Annotated in this window: 11 protein-coding genes; 4 read left to right on the forward strand and 7 right to left on the reverse strand. The window is 71.0% G+C overall.

The window, feature by feature from the left end; translation table 11 throughout:
- The first annotated feature begins 24 nt into the window (after positions 1-24).
- The 3 genes from ACIBKY_RS07305 (at position 25) to ACIBKY_RS07315 (ending at position 3,835) form a co-directional block, all read left to right on the forward strand.
- On the forward strand, positions 25-2,103 hold the full coding sequence (locus tag ACIBKY_RS07305) for a right-handed parallel beta-helix repeat-containing protein (RefSeq protein WP_397095130.1): 2,079 nt from the start codon (positions 25-27) through the stop codon (positions 2,101-2,103).
- Between the two features lie 340 nt (positions 2,104-2,443).
- On the forward strand, positions 2,444-3,052 hold the full coding sequence (locus ACIBKY_RS07310) for a hypothetical protein (RefSeq protein ID WP_397095132.1): 609 nt from the start codon (positions 2,444-2,446) through the stop codon (positions 3,050-3,052).
- A 27-nt stretch (positions 3,053-3,079) separates the two neighbouring features.
- The gene (locus ACIBKY_RS07315) at positions 3,080-3,835 is read left to right on the forward strand and encodes a hypothetical protein (protein ID WP_397095134.1); all 756 of its coding nucleotides are present in this window, start codon (positions 3,080-3,082) and stop codon (positions 3,833-3,835) included.
- A gap of 6 nt (positions 3,836-3,841) precedes the next feature.
- On the opposite strand, the gene ACIBKY_RS07320 is transcribed toward ACIBKY_RS07315, so the two are convergent.
- Genes ACIBKY_RS07320 through ACIBKY_RS07350 form a run of 7 tightly spaced genes read right to left on the reverse strand, consistent with a single transcriptional unit; the run spans position 3,842 to position 11,681 of the window.
- A complete protein-coding gene (locus ACIBKY_RS07320) occupies positions 3,842-5,455 on the reverse strand; it encodes an FAD-dependent oxidoreductase (RefSeq protein ID WP_397095135.1) in 1,614 nt (537 codons plus the stop codon).
- Positions 5,456-5,486: 31 nt separating this feature from the next.
- Positions 5,487-6,512 carry a LacI family DNA-binding transcriptional regulator gene (locus ACIBKY_RS07325; protein WP_397095137.1) on the reverse strand — a complete coding sequence of 342 codons (1,026 nt, stop codon included), beginning with the start codon at positions 6,510-6,512 and terminating at the stop codon, positions 5,487-5,489.
- Positions 6,513-6,537: 25 nt separating this feature from the next.
- Positions 6,538-7,794, reverse strand: coding sequence for an enolase C-terminal domain-like protein (locus ACIBKY_RS07330; protein ID WP_397095138.1), 1,257 nt, complete (start codon positions 7,792-7,794; stop codon positions 6,538-6,540).
- Complete coding sequence (locus ACIBKY_RS07335; RefSeq protein WP_397095140.1) at positions 7,791-8,618, reverse strand: NAD-dependent epimerase/dehydratase family protein; 828 nt, start codon at positions 8,616-8,618, stop codon at positions 7,791-7,793. Before ACIBKY_RS07335 ends, ACIBKY_RS07330 begins: the two co-directional genes overlap by 4 nt.
- Complete coding sequence (locus ACIBKY_RS07340; protein ID WP_397095142.1) at positions 8,615-9,454, reverse strand: carbohydrate ABC transporter permease; 840 nt, start codon at positions 9,452-9,454, stop codon at positions 8,615-8,617. The genes ACIBKY_RS07335 and ACIBKY_RS07340 overlap by 4 nt, the downstream gene beginning before the upstream one ends.
- Complete coding sequence (locus tag ACIBKY_RS07345) at positions 9,451-10,317, reverse strand: carbohydrate ABC transporter permease (RefSeq protein ID WP_397095144.1); 867 nt, start codon at positions 10,315-10,317, stop codon at positions 9,451-9,453. The genes ACIBKY_RS07340 and ACIBKY_RS07345 overlap by 4 nt, the downstream gene beginning before the upstream one ends.
- The gene (locus ACIBKY_RS07350) at positions 10,314-11,681 is read right to left on the reverse strand and encodes an extracellular solute-binding protein (RefSeq protein WP_397095146.1); all 1,368 of its coding nucleotides are present in this window, start codon (positions 11,679-11,681) and stop codon (positions 10,314-10,316) included. The genes ACIBKY_RS07345 and ACIBKY_RS07350 overlap by 4 nt, the downstream gene beginning before the upstream one ends.
- 139 nt (positions 11,682-11,820) lie before the next feature.
- Between ACIBKY_RS07350 and ACIBKY_RS07355 the strand changes: the two genes are divergently transcribed.
- A complete protein-coding gene (locus tag ACIBKY_RS07355) occupies positions 11,821-14,106 on the forward strand; it encodes a hypothetical protein (protein WP_397095148.1) in 2,286 nt (761 codons plus the stop codon).
- Positions 14,107-14,113: the final 7 nt, after the last annotated feature.

Raw genomic sequence — 14,113 nt, forward strand, 5'->3', positions numbered from 1 at the left:
TCCCGACCTTCTGGAGAGCAACCGATGCGCTTAACCCCCCGCCTGGCGCTCCTGACCGCGCTCGTCGCGGCCTGCGCCGGGCTGACCGCCGCCCCGGCCCAGGCCGCCGCCGCACGTAACTTCTTCGTCGACTGCCAGGCCACCCCCGGCGGTTCCGGCCGTGACGCCGCCGGGCCACTCACCGCGCTGGCGCAGGTCAACGCGATCGTGTTCCGCGCGAAGGACACGGTCAAGTTCCGCGCGGGCACCGTCTGCACCGGCCGCCTGGAACCACTCGGATCCGGTACGGCGGGCCGCCCCGTCACCTTCACCTCTTACGGCACCGGCCCCAAGCCGATCATCCAGGGCGACGGCGGCGAGTGGGCCGTTCACCTGGTCGACAACAGCCACGTCACCATCGAGAAGCTGCACATCACCAACCCGGCGCCGACGACGGGCAAGCGGACCGGCGTGCAGTACAACTCCACGACGGCCGCGCCCAAGGCCGGGCTGGTGCTGCGCGACCTGGAGATCTCCGACGTCGCCGGGTGGGGTGACAAGACCGGTGCGAACGCCTCCTGGTTCTCCTACTCCGCAGGCATCAGCATCCAGGCGCTGCCCGACGGCGTGCCAGGCCCGATCGACGGCATCACGATCACCGGCAACCACATCCACGACACCGGCGGCGGCGGGATCAAGATCAGCCGGAAGGGCAATGACTACCACCGCGACGTGCTCATCGCCCGCAACACGATCAGGGCGGTCGGCGGCGACGGCATCGTGGTGCACGCCTCGGACCGTCCACTGGTGGAGCACAACTTGTTCGACGAGGGCGGAGCCGGGAAATACCCGTACATTGACGGAAATTTCGCGGGCATGTGGCCGATCAACTCGGTTGACCCGATATTTCAGTACAACGAGGTGACCCGCCAGCGGCCCACCATCTACGACTCCACCGCCTGGGACTGCGACGGCGGCATCAAGGGCACCTGTCTCTACCAGTACAACTACTCGCACGACAACGCCGGAGGCTTCTTCCTCGGCTGCCAGGGCTGCACCGAATTCCCCAACTACAAGGCGACCGCCGTCCTGCGCTTCAACATCGCCCAGGACGACTGCCGCATCGCCAACACCGACAACGCGCCCTTCCGCGTCTACAACAACACCTTCTTCTGCTCCAGCCAGAAGGTAGACATGCGGCTCAACCAGGACACGCGCCTCGTCAACAACATCTTCTACGCCGCCCACGGCGCCTTCCCGACCGGCACCGGCATCACCTACGACGCCAACGTCTACCACGGCGGCATCACCCCGCCCGCCGGCGACGCCCGCGGCATCACCGCCGACCCCGGCCTGGCCGCGCCCGGCACCGCCACCGGTGCCGGCGACGTGGACGGCTACAAGCTGCTCGCAGGATCGCCCGCCCTGGGCACCGGGGTGGCCGTGGACGGGCTGGGCGCCCGTGACTACTTCGGCAACCCGTTGACCACGCTCAGCAGGGGCGCCTACTCGGGGCCTCCCGTCGCGGCGCAGCCGTACCGGAGGATCGAGGACGCCTACAACAACGTCGGCGTCAGCTCCGACCTCAACCCGAACACCGGCGGGCTGTCCACCAGCGGACGCAGTTATCCGGGGCAGGGGCTGGAGAAGGCCGGGCTCGTTCCCGGGCGGCCGGTGAGCGTGCTCGGCGCGTCGTTCGTCTGGCATCCGCGCCCGTACGGCTGGGCCGACAACGTGAAGGCGGCCGGTCAGACCATCCGGGTGTCCGGGAAGGGGGCGAAGCTCGTGTTGCTGGGGGCCGGGGTGTTCAAGGTGCGGGAGGGCGAGTTCACCGTTACCTACACCGATGGCAGTGCCGAGTCGAAGACGGTGCGGTTCGGGGACTTCTGGGATTCCGCGCCACCTTCCGGTGGGGTGGTGGTCGCTCGCACGGACTATCACAACATCACCCAGACCAGCCACAAGAACCCGGCCACCGGACAGACCCGCGAATCGGGCGTCACGGTCTTCGGCTACTCGGTCCCCTTGGACCCGGGCAAGACGGTCGCCTCGGTCACGCTGCCTGGGGGGAGCCCGCTCGCGGACGCCGGTCTGCACGTCTTCGACATGAAGGTCGCCGGCTGACCCCATGACGCCCACCACCCCGCACCCCACCAGAGCGCCCCGCCCCAACGCGGCGCCGCTCCCCGGCGGAACGCCAAGATCCGCCGGGGCGCCATCCCGTGGCGAGGCACCGCACCGTGAGCCGGCCGCGCGGCCCGAGCAGGCCGGGCGCCCCGGGCGACCAGGGCAGCCTGGGGGGTCTGGGCAGAGCCGGCGGTCCGGGCAGAGCCGGCGGTCCGGATGGGCGGGGTGGTCTGGGGGATCCGCGTGCCTCGACGGTGTCTCGTGCTCCGGCCGGGGCGGGGTTGGGTGGGCCGGTCCGGGCGGGTGGCGTGGCCGTTCCCGGTGGTGGGTTCTCACCGTGGCCGTCACCGCGATGCTCGTCACCGCCTGCTCCCTCACCCCACCGCCACCGGGGGAAGAGGTGGTGGTGCTGGTCGATGGGGAGCCGGTGGTGCGGGCGGAGCTGGAGCGCGGCATGAACACCGCCCGCGCCGGCGTCGCCGCGGCCAACGGAGGCGCCGTCCCGCCCGACCGGTTGCGGGCCGAGGGGCTGGCGCTGGCCGTACAGGACAAGGTGCTGCGGTTGTGGGCACGCGAGGAAGGGCTGCTCGCCGACGTCAGCGAGGCGGGTTTCGCGGCGGCGCTCGCGGCGGAGAACCGCCGCCGCGAACAGGCCCGCGCGTCAGGCCGCCCGCTGCCCGGGGTGCCGTCCTACGACGAGTACACCTTCGCCGGCCTGCGTGCCGCCGAGCTCAGGAAGGCGCTGGCCGACCGCCTGGACCTGCCGCGCGAGCGGGTCCACGCCCACTACGACGAGCTGGTGAAGGACCTCACGGGCGAGCCGCCCACGTTCGCGGAGTCCGAGCAGCGGGTACGGCTCTCGCTCGCCGGCCGCGAAGTCACCAAAGAGCTCGCCAAACGCCTCCAAACCGCCCAAGTGACCCAGCCGTCGCGCAAGGTGCAATGAACTGCTCGTACCATCGGTTTCAGGGCTATGGGGTATTGGTTCGAGCACAGCATCGTTGCGACGGGGCGGCTACCGCTGTTCTGTTTCTTCGTCGCGCTCATCGGCGCCTTCGTTTTTGTGCGCATCAACGTCCGGCTGATCCGGGCCAAGATCGGATGGTTCCGCAACGTCAGCGTCGGCGAGATGCACATCCACCACGTGGTGTTCGGGGTCGTGCTGATGCTGATCGGCGGCGTCACCGGGCTGGTCGTGGCGGGGGCGTCGCAGCTGTGGTTCGCGGTGGCGGCCTCGATCTTCGGGGTGGGTTCGGCGCTGGTGCTGGACGAGTTCGCGCTGATCCTGCACCTGCACGACGTGTACTGGGAGGAAGAGGGACGAACCTCCGTCGACGCCGTCTTCATCGCCATCGCCGTGACCGGTCTGCTGCTGATCGGACTACGGCCGCTGGTCGTGGACCTCTGGGGCCTCGCCGACACCACACTGGTGATCGTCTGTAATCTCGTGCTCGCCGTGGTGACCCTGCTCAAGGGCAAGATCTGGACGGGTCTCGTGGGCCTGTTCGTGCCGCTCGTCCTGGTCGTCAGCGCGGTACGGCTGGCGCGTCCCGGCTCTCCCTGGGCGCACTGGTTCTTCGCCGGGCGCAACCCGCGCAAGCTCGCCAGGGCCATCCACCGGGAGGACCGCTGGCGCCGGCCGGTGATCCGCGCGAAGATCGCGTTCCAGGAGTTCGTCTCGGGACGGCACGACCTCCCCTCGACCAGGAAGCGCCGAGGACAGGTGTGACGCCGGCTAGTAGCCGGTGGGGGCGGGCCAGTGGCGTTCGACTCCGGCGGCGTCCAGGCCGGCGGTGAAGTCGCTCAGGTGCGTCTGGTTCTCCCCGACCTCGTGGGGTTCGGTGCCCCGGCGCAGGCAGTACGCGGCGAGATGACCGGCGACCTCCCCGATGTTCCACTCCACGGGATGCAGCCGGAAGCAGCCGTTGGAGATGTGGGTCGTGCCGAGGTTCTTGGCGGCGGGCAGCAGGTTGCGCATCCTGACCGGCAGCAGCGCGCCCAGGGGGATCTCGAAGGGCACGCTGGCGATGTCGATGTAGTTGTCGCCTCCGGTCGAGGGGTGCAGGTCGATGCGGTAGGCGCCGACGCCGACCGAGTCGTGGTGGCGTAGTGCGCCCCGTTCGCCGACGATGGCGCGGGAGACGTGGTGCTCGGTCACGGTCGTCCGGGCGCGGATGCGGCGCGACTCCCGGACATAGGCGGACTTGGCCAGGCCGTCCCCGGTGCCGACGACGTCGTGGCGGAGCCGGAGCCCGGGGAAGCCGGTGCCGCCGTCGAGCCGTGGCGCCTCGGTCTGCAACCAGTAGAGCAGGGACAACGACAGCTGCTTCGCCTCCGCGTGGGCACGCGCGGCCGTGCCGGGGTCGACCTCGATGATCGGCTTGAGCCAGTAGTCGTTGAGCGGCCAGTTGACCAGGGTGATGTCGGAGGCGGCGAAACCGGGCTCGAACAGGTCGCGGGCGAGGATCCGGCGGAACATCCACAGGTCCTTGTCCCCCGACTGGGCACTCTGGTCGGCGAGCACCCCGCGCGGGTCGCCTGTGGGGTTGGGGTCGAACCAGCGATCCTCCGGCTCCAAGGTACGCGGGTCGGGCGCGCTGAAGCCCAGCAGCGGGCCGGGCCAGAAGTCCGGCCGGTGGTCGCGCCAGAACGCGTAGTCCGCCGGGCGGTCGATGACATGGTTCTCGCCGTCGTGGTGGGACACGGCGAAGCAGTACGTGATGCCCTGCATGTTCAGCGGCTGGTGCTCGTCCGGCGCGTGCGGCTCGCCGTGCTCGCGCCCGGCCTCCGCGCCCGTGACGTATTCGGTCTTCGCCAGCGGCAGCAGCTCACCGGTCTCGGTCGCGTCGAGGACGTACGCGGCGGTGACGGTGAGCGAGTCGCCCGAGCGGGTGTCCCGGAGCGTGACGGCCGTGACGCGGTCGCCGTCCACGTCCACGCCGAGAGGGCGGTGTTCGAGGAGGACGCGCAGCCGCCCGGCGGACTGGTGGGGGGCGAGCATGGCGCGCAGTACGGCCAGCGAGACGCCCGGCTCGTGGCACAGCTTGCTGACGTAACCGGCGCCCGGGTTGAGGTGGCGCCAGCCGCGCGCGCCGCCGGTCATCGGGTACCACCGCCGGTAGTGGTCGCGGATGGAGGCGCGCAGGTCGCGGTAGGTGGCGGTGGCGCCGTAACTCTCGATCCAGGGGTGTTCGTCCGGTGGCACGGCCTGTGCGGTGAGCTGTCCGCCGATCCAGTCGCTCTCCTCGGTGAGAACGACGTTCTGCCCGGCGCGGCAGGCGGCCAGGGCCGCGGCGACGCCGCCGAGCCCACCGCCGACAACAAGGATGTCCGTTCTGATTTCGGGCATGGTGCGGCCTTTCAAGGGGGTAAAAGGGGTGTCAGCGCGGGGACGCCGCGGTCTGGCCGGGCTCAAGCTCGCAGGCCAGAAGCTGGTGCCGGGAGACGGCCCGGTCTCCCGCGATGAGCTGGGCGAGCAGCCGGACGGCCGCCGCGCCCATCTCACGACGCGGTACGGCGAAGCCGGTGAGCCCGCCGGGACCGGCGGCGGGGTCGCCGAGTGTCGCCAGGGACAGGTCGTCGGGGAACCGGTACCCCGCTTCGCGCGCCGCGGCCAGCAGTGCGAGGTGGGCGGCGTCGGTGTCGGTGGCCTCGGTGACGATCGCGGTGATGCCCTGGTCGTGCCAGGTCCGCAGCCGGTCGGCGGTCAGGTCGGCGCCGTCCGTGCGCACCACCGTGGCCGGCAGCCCGCACGCGTCCATGCCGTCGCGGAAGCCCGCCTCCCTGTCGATCGAGGTGATCGCCTCGTCGGGTTCGCGTACGTAGAGGATGCGCTCGTGGCCGAGCCCGGCCAGGTGCCGCACCACGGCCGCGCTCGCCGACACGTAGTCGGCGCCGACGTAGGGCAGGCGGTCGCCGAAGTCGTCGTGCCGCCCTATGTAGACGATCGGGAGGTTGGTGGCCAGCAGGCGGTCCATCTCCGGCACGGGCAGGTGCCTGCCGAGGAACAGGCAGCCGTCGGCCAGCCGTACGCGGTTGAGCACCTGGGCGTGCGGGCGCTCGCCGGTGACGCTGGAGGCGATGAACATCAGCAGGTCGTAGCCCTGGACCGCCGACTCCTCCTCGATGCCCACCAGGAACGGGTAGTAGGCGTGGGACATCTCGGTGGGGAAGGTCGAGGTGAAGGTGTAGAGGCCGAGGAGGTTGTTCTGCCCGGCGGCCAGGCGGGTGGCGATCGGGTCGGGCACGTAGCCGAGCCGCTCGGCGGCTTCCATGACCTTGCGCTGGGTCTCCTCGGCGATGCCGACAGCGGCGGCGCCGCCGTTCAGGATCAGCGACACGGTCGGCTGTGAGACGCCGGCCAGCCGAGCGATGTCCGCCTGACGAGGGCGACCGCTCGATCTCATGACATACCCCCCAGGAAATAGTAGATCACGGAGCCTCGATCCCGCCGTCGGGCCGCCGGACCCGCGCGGCCCACCGCTCGTGCAGATGGGTCCGCGGCGGATGGCGCAGGGCGGCCCGCTCGTCGAGGTCGACGCCCCAGCCGGGCCGGTCCGACGGCATCAGGTACCCGTTGACCGTCCTGAGCGTTCCCGGGAACACCTCGTGCACCGCCTCCGGGTAGACGTGCGCCTCCTGGATCCCGAACGCCGGGCTGGTCACGTCGAGGGTGACGTTGGCCGCCGCGCCCACGGGTGACACGTCCGGCGGTCCGTGCCAGGCGGTGCGCACCCCGCTCAGCTCGCACAGCGCCGCGAGCTTGCGCGCCGGGGTCAGCCCGCCGACCGCCGAGACGTGCAGGCGCAGATAGTCGACAGCTCCGGAGGTGATGAGGCGAGCCGCGCCGGTCACCGAGGAGACGAGCTCTCCCGACGCGATCGGCATCGGGGCGGCCGCGCGTACCTCGGGCAGCCGGTCGAAGTGCTCGGGCGCGAGCGGGTCCTCCAGGAAGAACAGCCGGTACGGCTCCAGCGACCGTGCCAGCACCACGGCCTCCTTCGGCGTCAGCCGGTTGTGCGCGTCGTGCAGCAGGCCGAGCTCCTCGCCCAGGACCGAACGGGCGCGCTCGAAGAAGCGGGGTGTGTCGCGCAGGTACCGGCCGACGTCCCAGCCGTCCGGATGGGGGCTGCCCGGGTATCCGCCGGGCGTGCCGGTGCCTCCGTAGGTACCGATGCCGGGCCCGCCGAACTGCAGCCGCACGTACCGGTAGCCCTGGTCGGCGAGCGCCGCGGCCCGCTCGATCGACTCCTCCACCTCACCGCCCCTGGCGCCGGTGTAGGCGGCGGCAGCCGTACGGACCCGGCCGCCCAGGAGTTCGTAGACCGGGACGCCGAACCGTTTGCCCGCGATGTCCCAGAGCGCCTGGTCGATGCCGGACAGCGCGTTGTTGTGCACGGGCCCGCCACGCCAGTACGACGAGTAGTGCAGCATGCGCCAGATGTCCTCGATGTCGGCCGGATGCCGCCCGATGACCATGGGCGCGACGTGCTGCTCGATCGCGGCCACCACGGCGTGGAAGCGCTGGGTGAAGGTGGCGCAGCCCAGGCCGTACAGTCCGGGCTCGGAGGTGTCGACGCGGACGACGACGAGAGGCACGCCGCCGGGGGCGGTGACGATCGTGCGTACCCCGGTGATGCGCAGCCCGTCCCTGGCCGGCCACGGCGCCTGTGTCTCCGGCATGATCATGGAAGCAGCTCCTCGGCGGTGAATCCGAGCACCCGTCTGGCGGGTTCCAGGTCGATGGCCACGGTTCTGCCGGGCAGCTCCGCGCGGCACGGGACACCGGGGTGATAGGTCGCGATCAGCTCCCGCGTGGGAGTGGACATGAGCGTCTCCGGGGCGGCGAGGTAGAAGGCGGGTGTGCCCTCCAGCGGGGCGGTCAGCCCGAGCAGGCAGGCGCGGGCGGCGTCGCGCAGGTCCAGATAGCTCCACAGGTCCGCCGCTCCCGCCGCCGGGTTCCCGGCCAGCATCGCGGCGCGCGCGGCCAGCCTGGCCCGGTCGCCGAGGAAGGGGAAGCGCAGGGTGGCGACGGTCATGCCGTGCCGGCGGCCCATCATCGCCGCGGTGGCCTCGTCCACCTGCTTGGACAGCGCGTAGGGGTCCTCGATCAGCGGCGGCGCGTGCACGTCGAGCGGCAGGTACGCCGGGCTCGGGCGCGATCGGGCGAACGGCAGTCCGGTGATCGACAGGCTGCCGGCGATGACCGCCCGCCGTACCCCTTGCCCGCCCGCCTCGTTCAGCACCACGAACGTGGCCTGAGTGTTGGCGGCGAACACCACCTCGGGCGCGGCGACCTCGGGAGAGGCGAGCGCCGCGGTGTGCACGACGGCGTCGGCTCCCTCCAGCGCCGCGCGCACGGCGGCGGGGTCGCGCGCGTCACCCACGACCACCCGCTCGGCCGCGATCGGCCCGGGGTCGCGCGCGACGAGCGCGGTCACCTGATGTTCCGCCAGCTCCGCGAGTACGGCGGAGCCGAGCCGGCCGGCCGCGCCGGTGACCAGGACCCTCATCCCTTCAGCCCGGTGAAGGCGATGCCGCGGATGATCTGCCGCTGGAAGACCAGGAACACCACGACGGGCGGGATGATGGCGATCAGCATCCCGGCGATCAGCAGGGCCTGGTCGGAGGTGTCGGCCAGCCGGGGGAGCGCCACGGCCAGCGGCTGGCTCTCGGTGTCGGTGATGGCGATCATGGGCCAGAGGAAGTCCTTCCACGCGTTCATGACGGCCAGCAGGGAGACCACGGCCAGGATCGGGCGGGACATGGGCAGCACGACGCTGGTGAAGATCCGCCATGGCCCGGCGCCGTCGAGGCGGGCGGCCTCGAACAGCTCGCGGGGGATGCCGTCGAAGAACTGCTTGACCAGCAGGACGTTGAAGGCGTGCGCGCCGGCGGGCAGCCACACCGACAGCGGGGTGTTGGCGAGGCCCAGATCGAGGACGGTCAGGTAGAGCGAGACCATCGAGACCGTCGCGGGCAGGAACAGGGTGGCCAGGACCGCGCCGTAGACGTACCTGCCGTAGGAGGGCCGCAGGATCGACAGCGCGTACGCCCCGGTCGCCGCGACGAACAACTGGGTGAACCAGGAGCCGGCCACGAGCACGACGGTGTTGGTCAGGTAGTGGCCGACCTCCAGCGTCGTCCACGCCTCCGCCAGGTTCGACCAGCGCGCCTCCGCGGGCCACAGGGCCAGCGGATCGCGCAGCGACTCCTGGGTGGAGGAGATCGCGCCCTTGAAGATCCAGTAGATCGGGCCCGCGCCTTCCAGCAGAAGGGCGACGATCAGCAGCACCTGGATGGTGGACAGCCGCCCACGCAGGCTGCGCCGTTCCGCCTCCGAGATCACTTGGTCCCCCAGGTTCTGGTCAGCCGCAGGTACACGGCGGACAGCAGGGCCAGCACCACGGCCAGGCTCACGCTCAGCGCCGCGGCGGCGCCGTAGTCGCCGTTGACGAACGCGTATCTGTAGATCAGTAGCAGCACCGTGACCGTCGAGTCCTCGGGCCCGCCGTCGGTCAGCACGAACGGCTCGGTGAATACCTGGAAGGTGTTGATCACCTGCAGGAGCAGCATGATCAGCAGGACGGGCCGCAGCTGCGGCAACGTCACGTGCCATATCCTGCGCGGGATCGAGGCCCCGTCCAGCTGGGCGGCCTCGTACAGCTCGACCGGCACGCTCGACAGCGCGGCCAGATAGATGAGCACGGCGCCGCCGGCGCCCGCCCAGGTCGCCTCCAGGACGAGGCTCGGCATCGCCATGCCCGTGGACTGCAGCCACGGGTACGGGCCGAGCCCGACGAGCCCGAGCAACTGGTTGAACAGCCCGGAGTCCGGGTCGTAGAACCACTTCCACATCAGGACGGCCACCACCGGCGGCACCACCACCGGCAGGTAGACCAGCACCCGCATGAGGCCGGAGCCACGGCGCAGCTCCGACATCAGCACCGCGAGGACGATCGGCACCGGGAAGCCGATCACCAGGGCCAGGCCGGTGAACAGCAGCGTATTGCCCGCCGCCGTGCCCAGCAGCGGGTCGGCCAGCAGGGTGCGGAAGTTGTCCAGACCGGCGAACGCCGCCGCCTCGACCAGGTTGGTCCGCTGGAATCCGAGCACCACGCTGCGGACGATCGGCCACCAGGAGAAGAGGCCGAACACCAGCACCGTCGGGATGAGGAACAGCGCAGCCGCGAGGCCGGGACGCCGGGTCACTGTGCTTTCTCGAGCAGGGGCGCGACCCGCGCCGCCGCTTTGGTCAGCTCTTCGCGGGGGTCGGCGTCCTCGCGGGTCAGCACGGCCTGCACGGCGGTGTCGAGCGCGCCGTACAGGTCCTGGGCGGCGATCGGGGGCTCCACCAGGTACTCCAGCTTGTCGGTGTCCTTCACGTAGGGGGTGAAGTTGGACACCGGGATGTTGGAGTGCTTGGCGATCGCGGCGTTCACGGGGCCGGACACCGCGCTTCCGTAGAACGGCAGTGTGGGCAGGCCGACGGCCAGCTTGTCCGCCGCGTTGGCGATGGCCAGCCGCTCGGCCGCCGCCGGGTCGTAGTTGGGCTTCAGGTAGTAGAAGTCGATCCACTTCACCGCGGCGGCGCGCTGTTCGGGGGTCGCCTTGGCGTTGACCGCCGCCACCAGGCCGCCCAGCAGCGTCGCCCTCGCTCCGGCCTGCTGGGGAAGTGCCGTGATGCCGAAGTCGTCCGGCTTGCCGGAGTACAGGGTGGTGTAGCGGGTGTAGCTGTTGACGGTGCCGATCATCATGCCGATCTTGCCCGCGGCGAAGTCGCGCTCGGCGTCCTGCTGGGTGCGCAGCTGGTTGGCGCCCATGGAGCCGTCCTGCCAGCGCATCGCGGCCAGGTGGCGCAGCGCCTGCTCGGCCGGGCCGTCCAGGAGTGACGGGACGTACTTCTCGCCCTCCTTCTTCTCCATCCGGCCGCCGAAGGAGTAGGTCATCGCGGTGAGGATCCAGCCGCCGGTGTTCTTGACCGTCATCTGGGTGTAGCCCGCGACGCCGGAACCGGCGAGCTTCTTCGCCGCCGTCCTGACCTCGTCCCACGTGGCGGGCGGCCGGTCCGGGTCGAGCCCGGCCTTGGTGAACAGGGCGCGGTTGTAGACCAGGCCCAGCGCGTACTCGGTGACGGGCAGGCCGTAGATCTTTCCGTCGGCGCCGGTCGCGGGGGCCAGCGCGCGGGGGTCGAAGTCGGTCGCGTGCGGCAGGGTCTTGATCTCGGTGCTGAGATCGGCGATCTGCCGCCGCGCGATGAGCCCGGGCGGCTCGGTCAGCGGTACGGTCAGCACCGTCTCGGCGTTGCCTCCTGCCAGCCTGGTCGCGAACGTCCTGGCGTCCCACTGCGTGTCGGTCGGCTTGAGCTTGATGTCGGGGTTGGCCTTCTCGAACGCGGCGACCGCGTCCAGGAACTGCTTGCGGGTCTTCGCCGCGGTCGTGGGGGGCATGCCCGCCACGGTGATCGTGGTCTTGCCGGGGTCGCCTTCCGTGGTGCCGGACGAGCAACCAGACGCCGCGGCGGCGAGCACGAGCGCTCCGGCCATCCCCAGACGCCACCTCGTGGAGACATCCATGGGCAACTTCCCTTCGCCTAATGCGTATTAGGCGGCATCTAAGCCGGTATGGCGGGCGGATGTCAAACGCTTGACACTCTGGTGACGGCAGGAGTACACCTCTCACCTAATTCGCATTAGGTGACTGGAAGGGATCCTCATGGCCGACATCCCCCGACGCCGATTCCTCGGCGGAGCCGTTGCCGCGGGGCTCGCCGGAGCCCTGCTCCCCGCGACCGCTGCCGAGGCCGGCGCCCCGTCGATCGCCGCCGACGGCATCACACTCCTCGCCGCGGCCGACGGCACGATCACCGTCAAGGACGGCGCCGGTGTCGAACGGATCCGGCTCACCGGATTCATGACGAAGGACACCGTCATCGGCATCCAGCGAACGACCGGCGGGACCCCGTCGCTCGTCACGCTCCCGGACGGCGACCAGGCCATCCAGGTCGACTACACCCTTCCCGCCGCGGCGCAGGGGATCACCGTCCGCGGCGTCTTCCGCGTCGCGCCGAACCGGGCGCGGTTGCGCTGGGAGGTCACGGGCCCGGCCACGCTGATCCCGGCGGGCTTCATGCTCGGCCGCACGGTCGTCGCCCCCACCGAGCCCGAGTCCTTCACGGCGCTCACCCGATGGAACCGCGACGCCGGGGGCGGCGTGCCCTACGAGACCAACGCCGGAGTGGTCTACCAGGAGACCTGGGCCGCCACCCGCGCCTACTTCCGGCTCGGCGCCACCACCCCGGCCTGGACCAACGCCACCTGGATCCACGCGCCGGGCACGGGGATGGCCGGCGGGGCGGTCACGGAGGCCGATCTGGCGCTCGGCCCGGTCCGGCCCGCGGCGGGCGGGACCATGGGCGCGGGACTGCCGCTGGGCGTGGAGGTCTGGACCGACAAGCCCTTCAGCCTGTGGGACGGCGGTGGCCAGCCCATGGCCCTGCACGCGGAGGTGGCCAACGGGGGCGGCGCCCCGCGTACCGTGAAGCTGTCGTGGTGGGCCCGTGACTTCGACGGCCGGACGCTGGGCTCGGGCAGCGTCACCGGCACCGTCGCCGCCGGGTCGGCGTGGAGGCAGACCTTCACCGTCACCTCCCCGTCGCACGGGATCGTGTTCACCGAGGTGAAGGCCACCACCGGCGCCGACAGCGCGTTCGCCCGCACCAACCTCACCGTCCTGCCGCCGTACACCTACCGGGCGGGCGCCGACAGCATGTTCGGCATCGCCAACTACCCCTGGCTGCTCAAGCCCGACGCGGCCGCGGTCGTGGGCCTGATGCGGCGTATCGGCATCAAGCGGGTGCGCATTTCCTACGACGGCGGGCCCGGCCTGCCACCCGCCACCCTGGACGCCGCGGGGATCGAGCACAACATCGAGCTCGCGGGCATCCCTCTCGGCGGCACCCCCGCCCAGGTCGCCGCCTGGGCCGACACCAACACCCAGAAGGCGATCGGCTCGCGGGCCGACTACTTCGAGGTCGCCAACGAGGTGAACCGGCCGTGGATGAGCGGGGAGACCGCCGCCGCGTACGTGCGGGACGGCTTACGCCCGGTCCGCGAGCGCCTGACCGCCGCCGGGGCTCCAACCAAGGTGCTCAACGCGGGCCTGGCCGGCATGGACTACGTCTGGACCAAGAACTTCCGCGACGCCGGCGGCTGGGACCTCATCGACGGTTTCGCCTTCCACCCCGGCAGGGGCAACTTCACCCCCGACTACGCGCCGCCGCCGGAGGAGTGGACGCAGGGGAACAACGGCTCGTACTGGAACTTCCTCGGAAGTCTGCGCAAGGCCCGCGAGGTGATCGCCGACTACGGCGACAAGGAGCTGTGGCTGACCGAGGCCTACGCCTGCACCAAGCCGAACAGCTGGTGGCACGACACCTACCGGCAGGCCGCCGAGAACATCCTGCTCAGCCTCGCGCTGGCCATGGCCGAGGGGGTGAGCTGCGTGAACTGGTACCAGCTGCACGACAGCGTCCTCGGCAAGCCGCAGATGGCCGACCCGGCCAACCCCGAGTACCACTACGGCCTCATGAACCGCGACACCAGCGCCAAGCCCTCGATGCTCGCCTACGCCACCGCGGCCAGGGTCCTGGACCAGGCGACGTTCACCCGCCGGTTGACCTTCGCCGACCCCGACCTCAAGGGGCTCCTGTTCAGCACCCCGGAGGGGCCGGTCTCGATCCTGTGGAGCCGCAAGGACGGCTACCTGCTCAACACCGACCACGAGCCCGGCTCGGGGTGGTTCGCCGCGCCGGAACCGTGGATCGACGGCTGGCCGACCAAGACCGATGTGCACGTGGCCGCGGCCGGCGGCCCCGTCAGGGTGCTGGACTGCATCGGCAGGGAACGACGGCTCACCCCGTGTGACGGCCAGGTCAAGATCCGGCTGGACGGCGCGCCCCGCGTCTACTACGGCCTGACCGAACACATTGACGTTCCTTAGAACACGG

This window comes from Nonomuraea sp. NPDC050394 (assembly GCF_044459065.1).
Taxonomy (GTDB): domain Bacteria; phylum Actinomycetota; class Actinomycetes; order Streptosporangiales; family Streptosporangiaceae; genus Nonomuraea.

Bases quoted from the DNA above. Each gene is read 5' to 3' on its own strand.
- ACIBKY_RS07305 (WP_397095130.1), top strand. From the start codon at position 25: ATGCGCTTAACCCCCCGCCTGGCGCTCCTGACCGCGCTCGTCGCGGCC.
- ACIBKY_RS07315 (WP_397095134.1), top strand. From the start codon at position 3,080: ATGGGGTATTGGTTCGAGCACAGCATCGTTGCGACGGGGCGGCTACCG.
- ACIBKY_RS07320 (WP_397095135.1), bottom strand. From the start codon at position 5,455: ATGCCCGAAATCAGAACGGACATCCTTGTTGTCGGCGGTGGGCTCGGC.
- ACIBKY_RS07325 (WP_397095137.1), bottom strand. From the start codon at position 6,512: ATGAGATCGAGCGGTCGCCCTCGTCAGGCGGACATCGCTCGGCTGGCC.
- ACIBKY_RS07330 (WP_397095138.1), bottom strand. From the start codon at position 7,794: ATGATCATGCCGGAGACACAGGCGCCGTGGCCGGCCAGGGACGGGCTG.
- ACIBKY_RS07335 (WP_397095140.1), bottom strand. From the start codon at position 8,618: ATGAGGGTCCTGGTCACCGGCGCGGCCGGCCGGCTCGGCTCCGCCGTA.
- ACIBKY_RS07350 (WP_397095146.1), bottom strand. From the start codon at position 11,681: ATGGATGTCTCCACGAGGTGGCGTCTGGGGATGGCCGGAGCGCTCGTG.
- ACIBKY_RS07355 (WP_397095148.1), top strand. From the start codon at position 11,821: ATGGCCGACATCCCCCGACGCCGATTCCTCGGCGGAGCCGTTGCCGCG.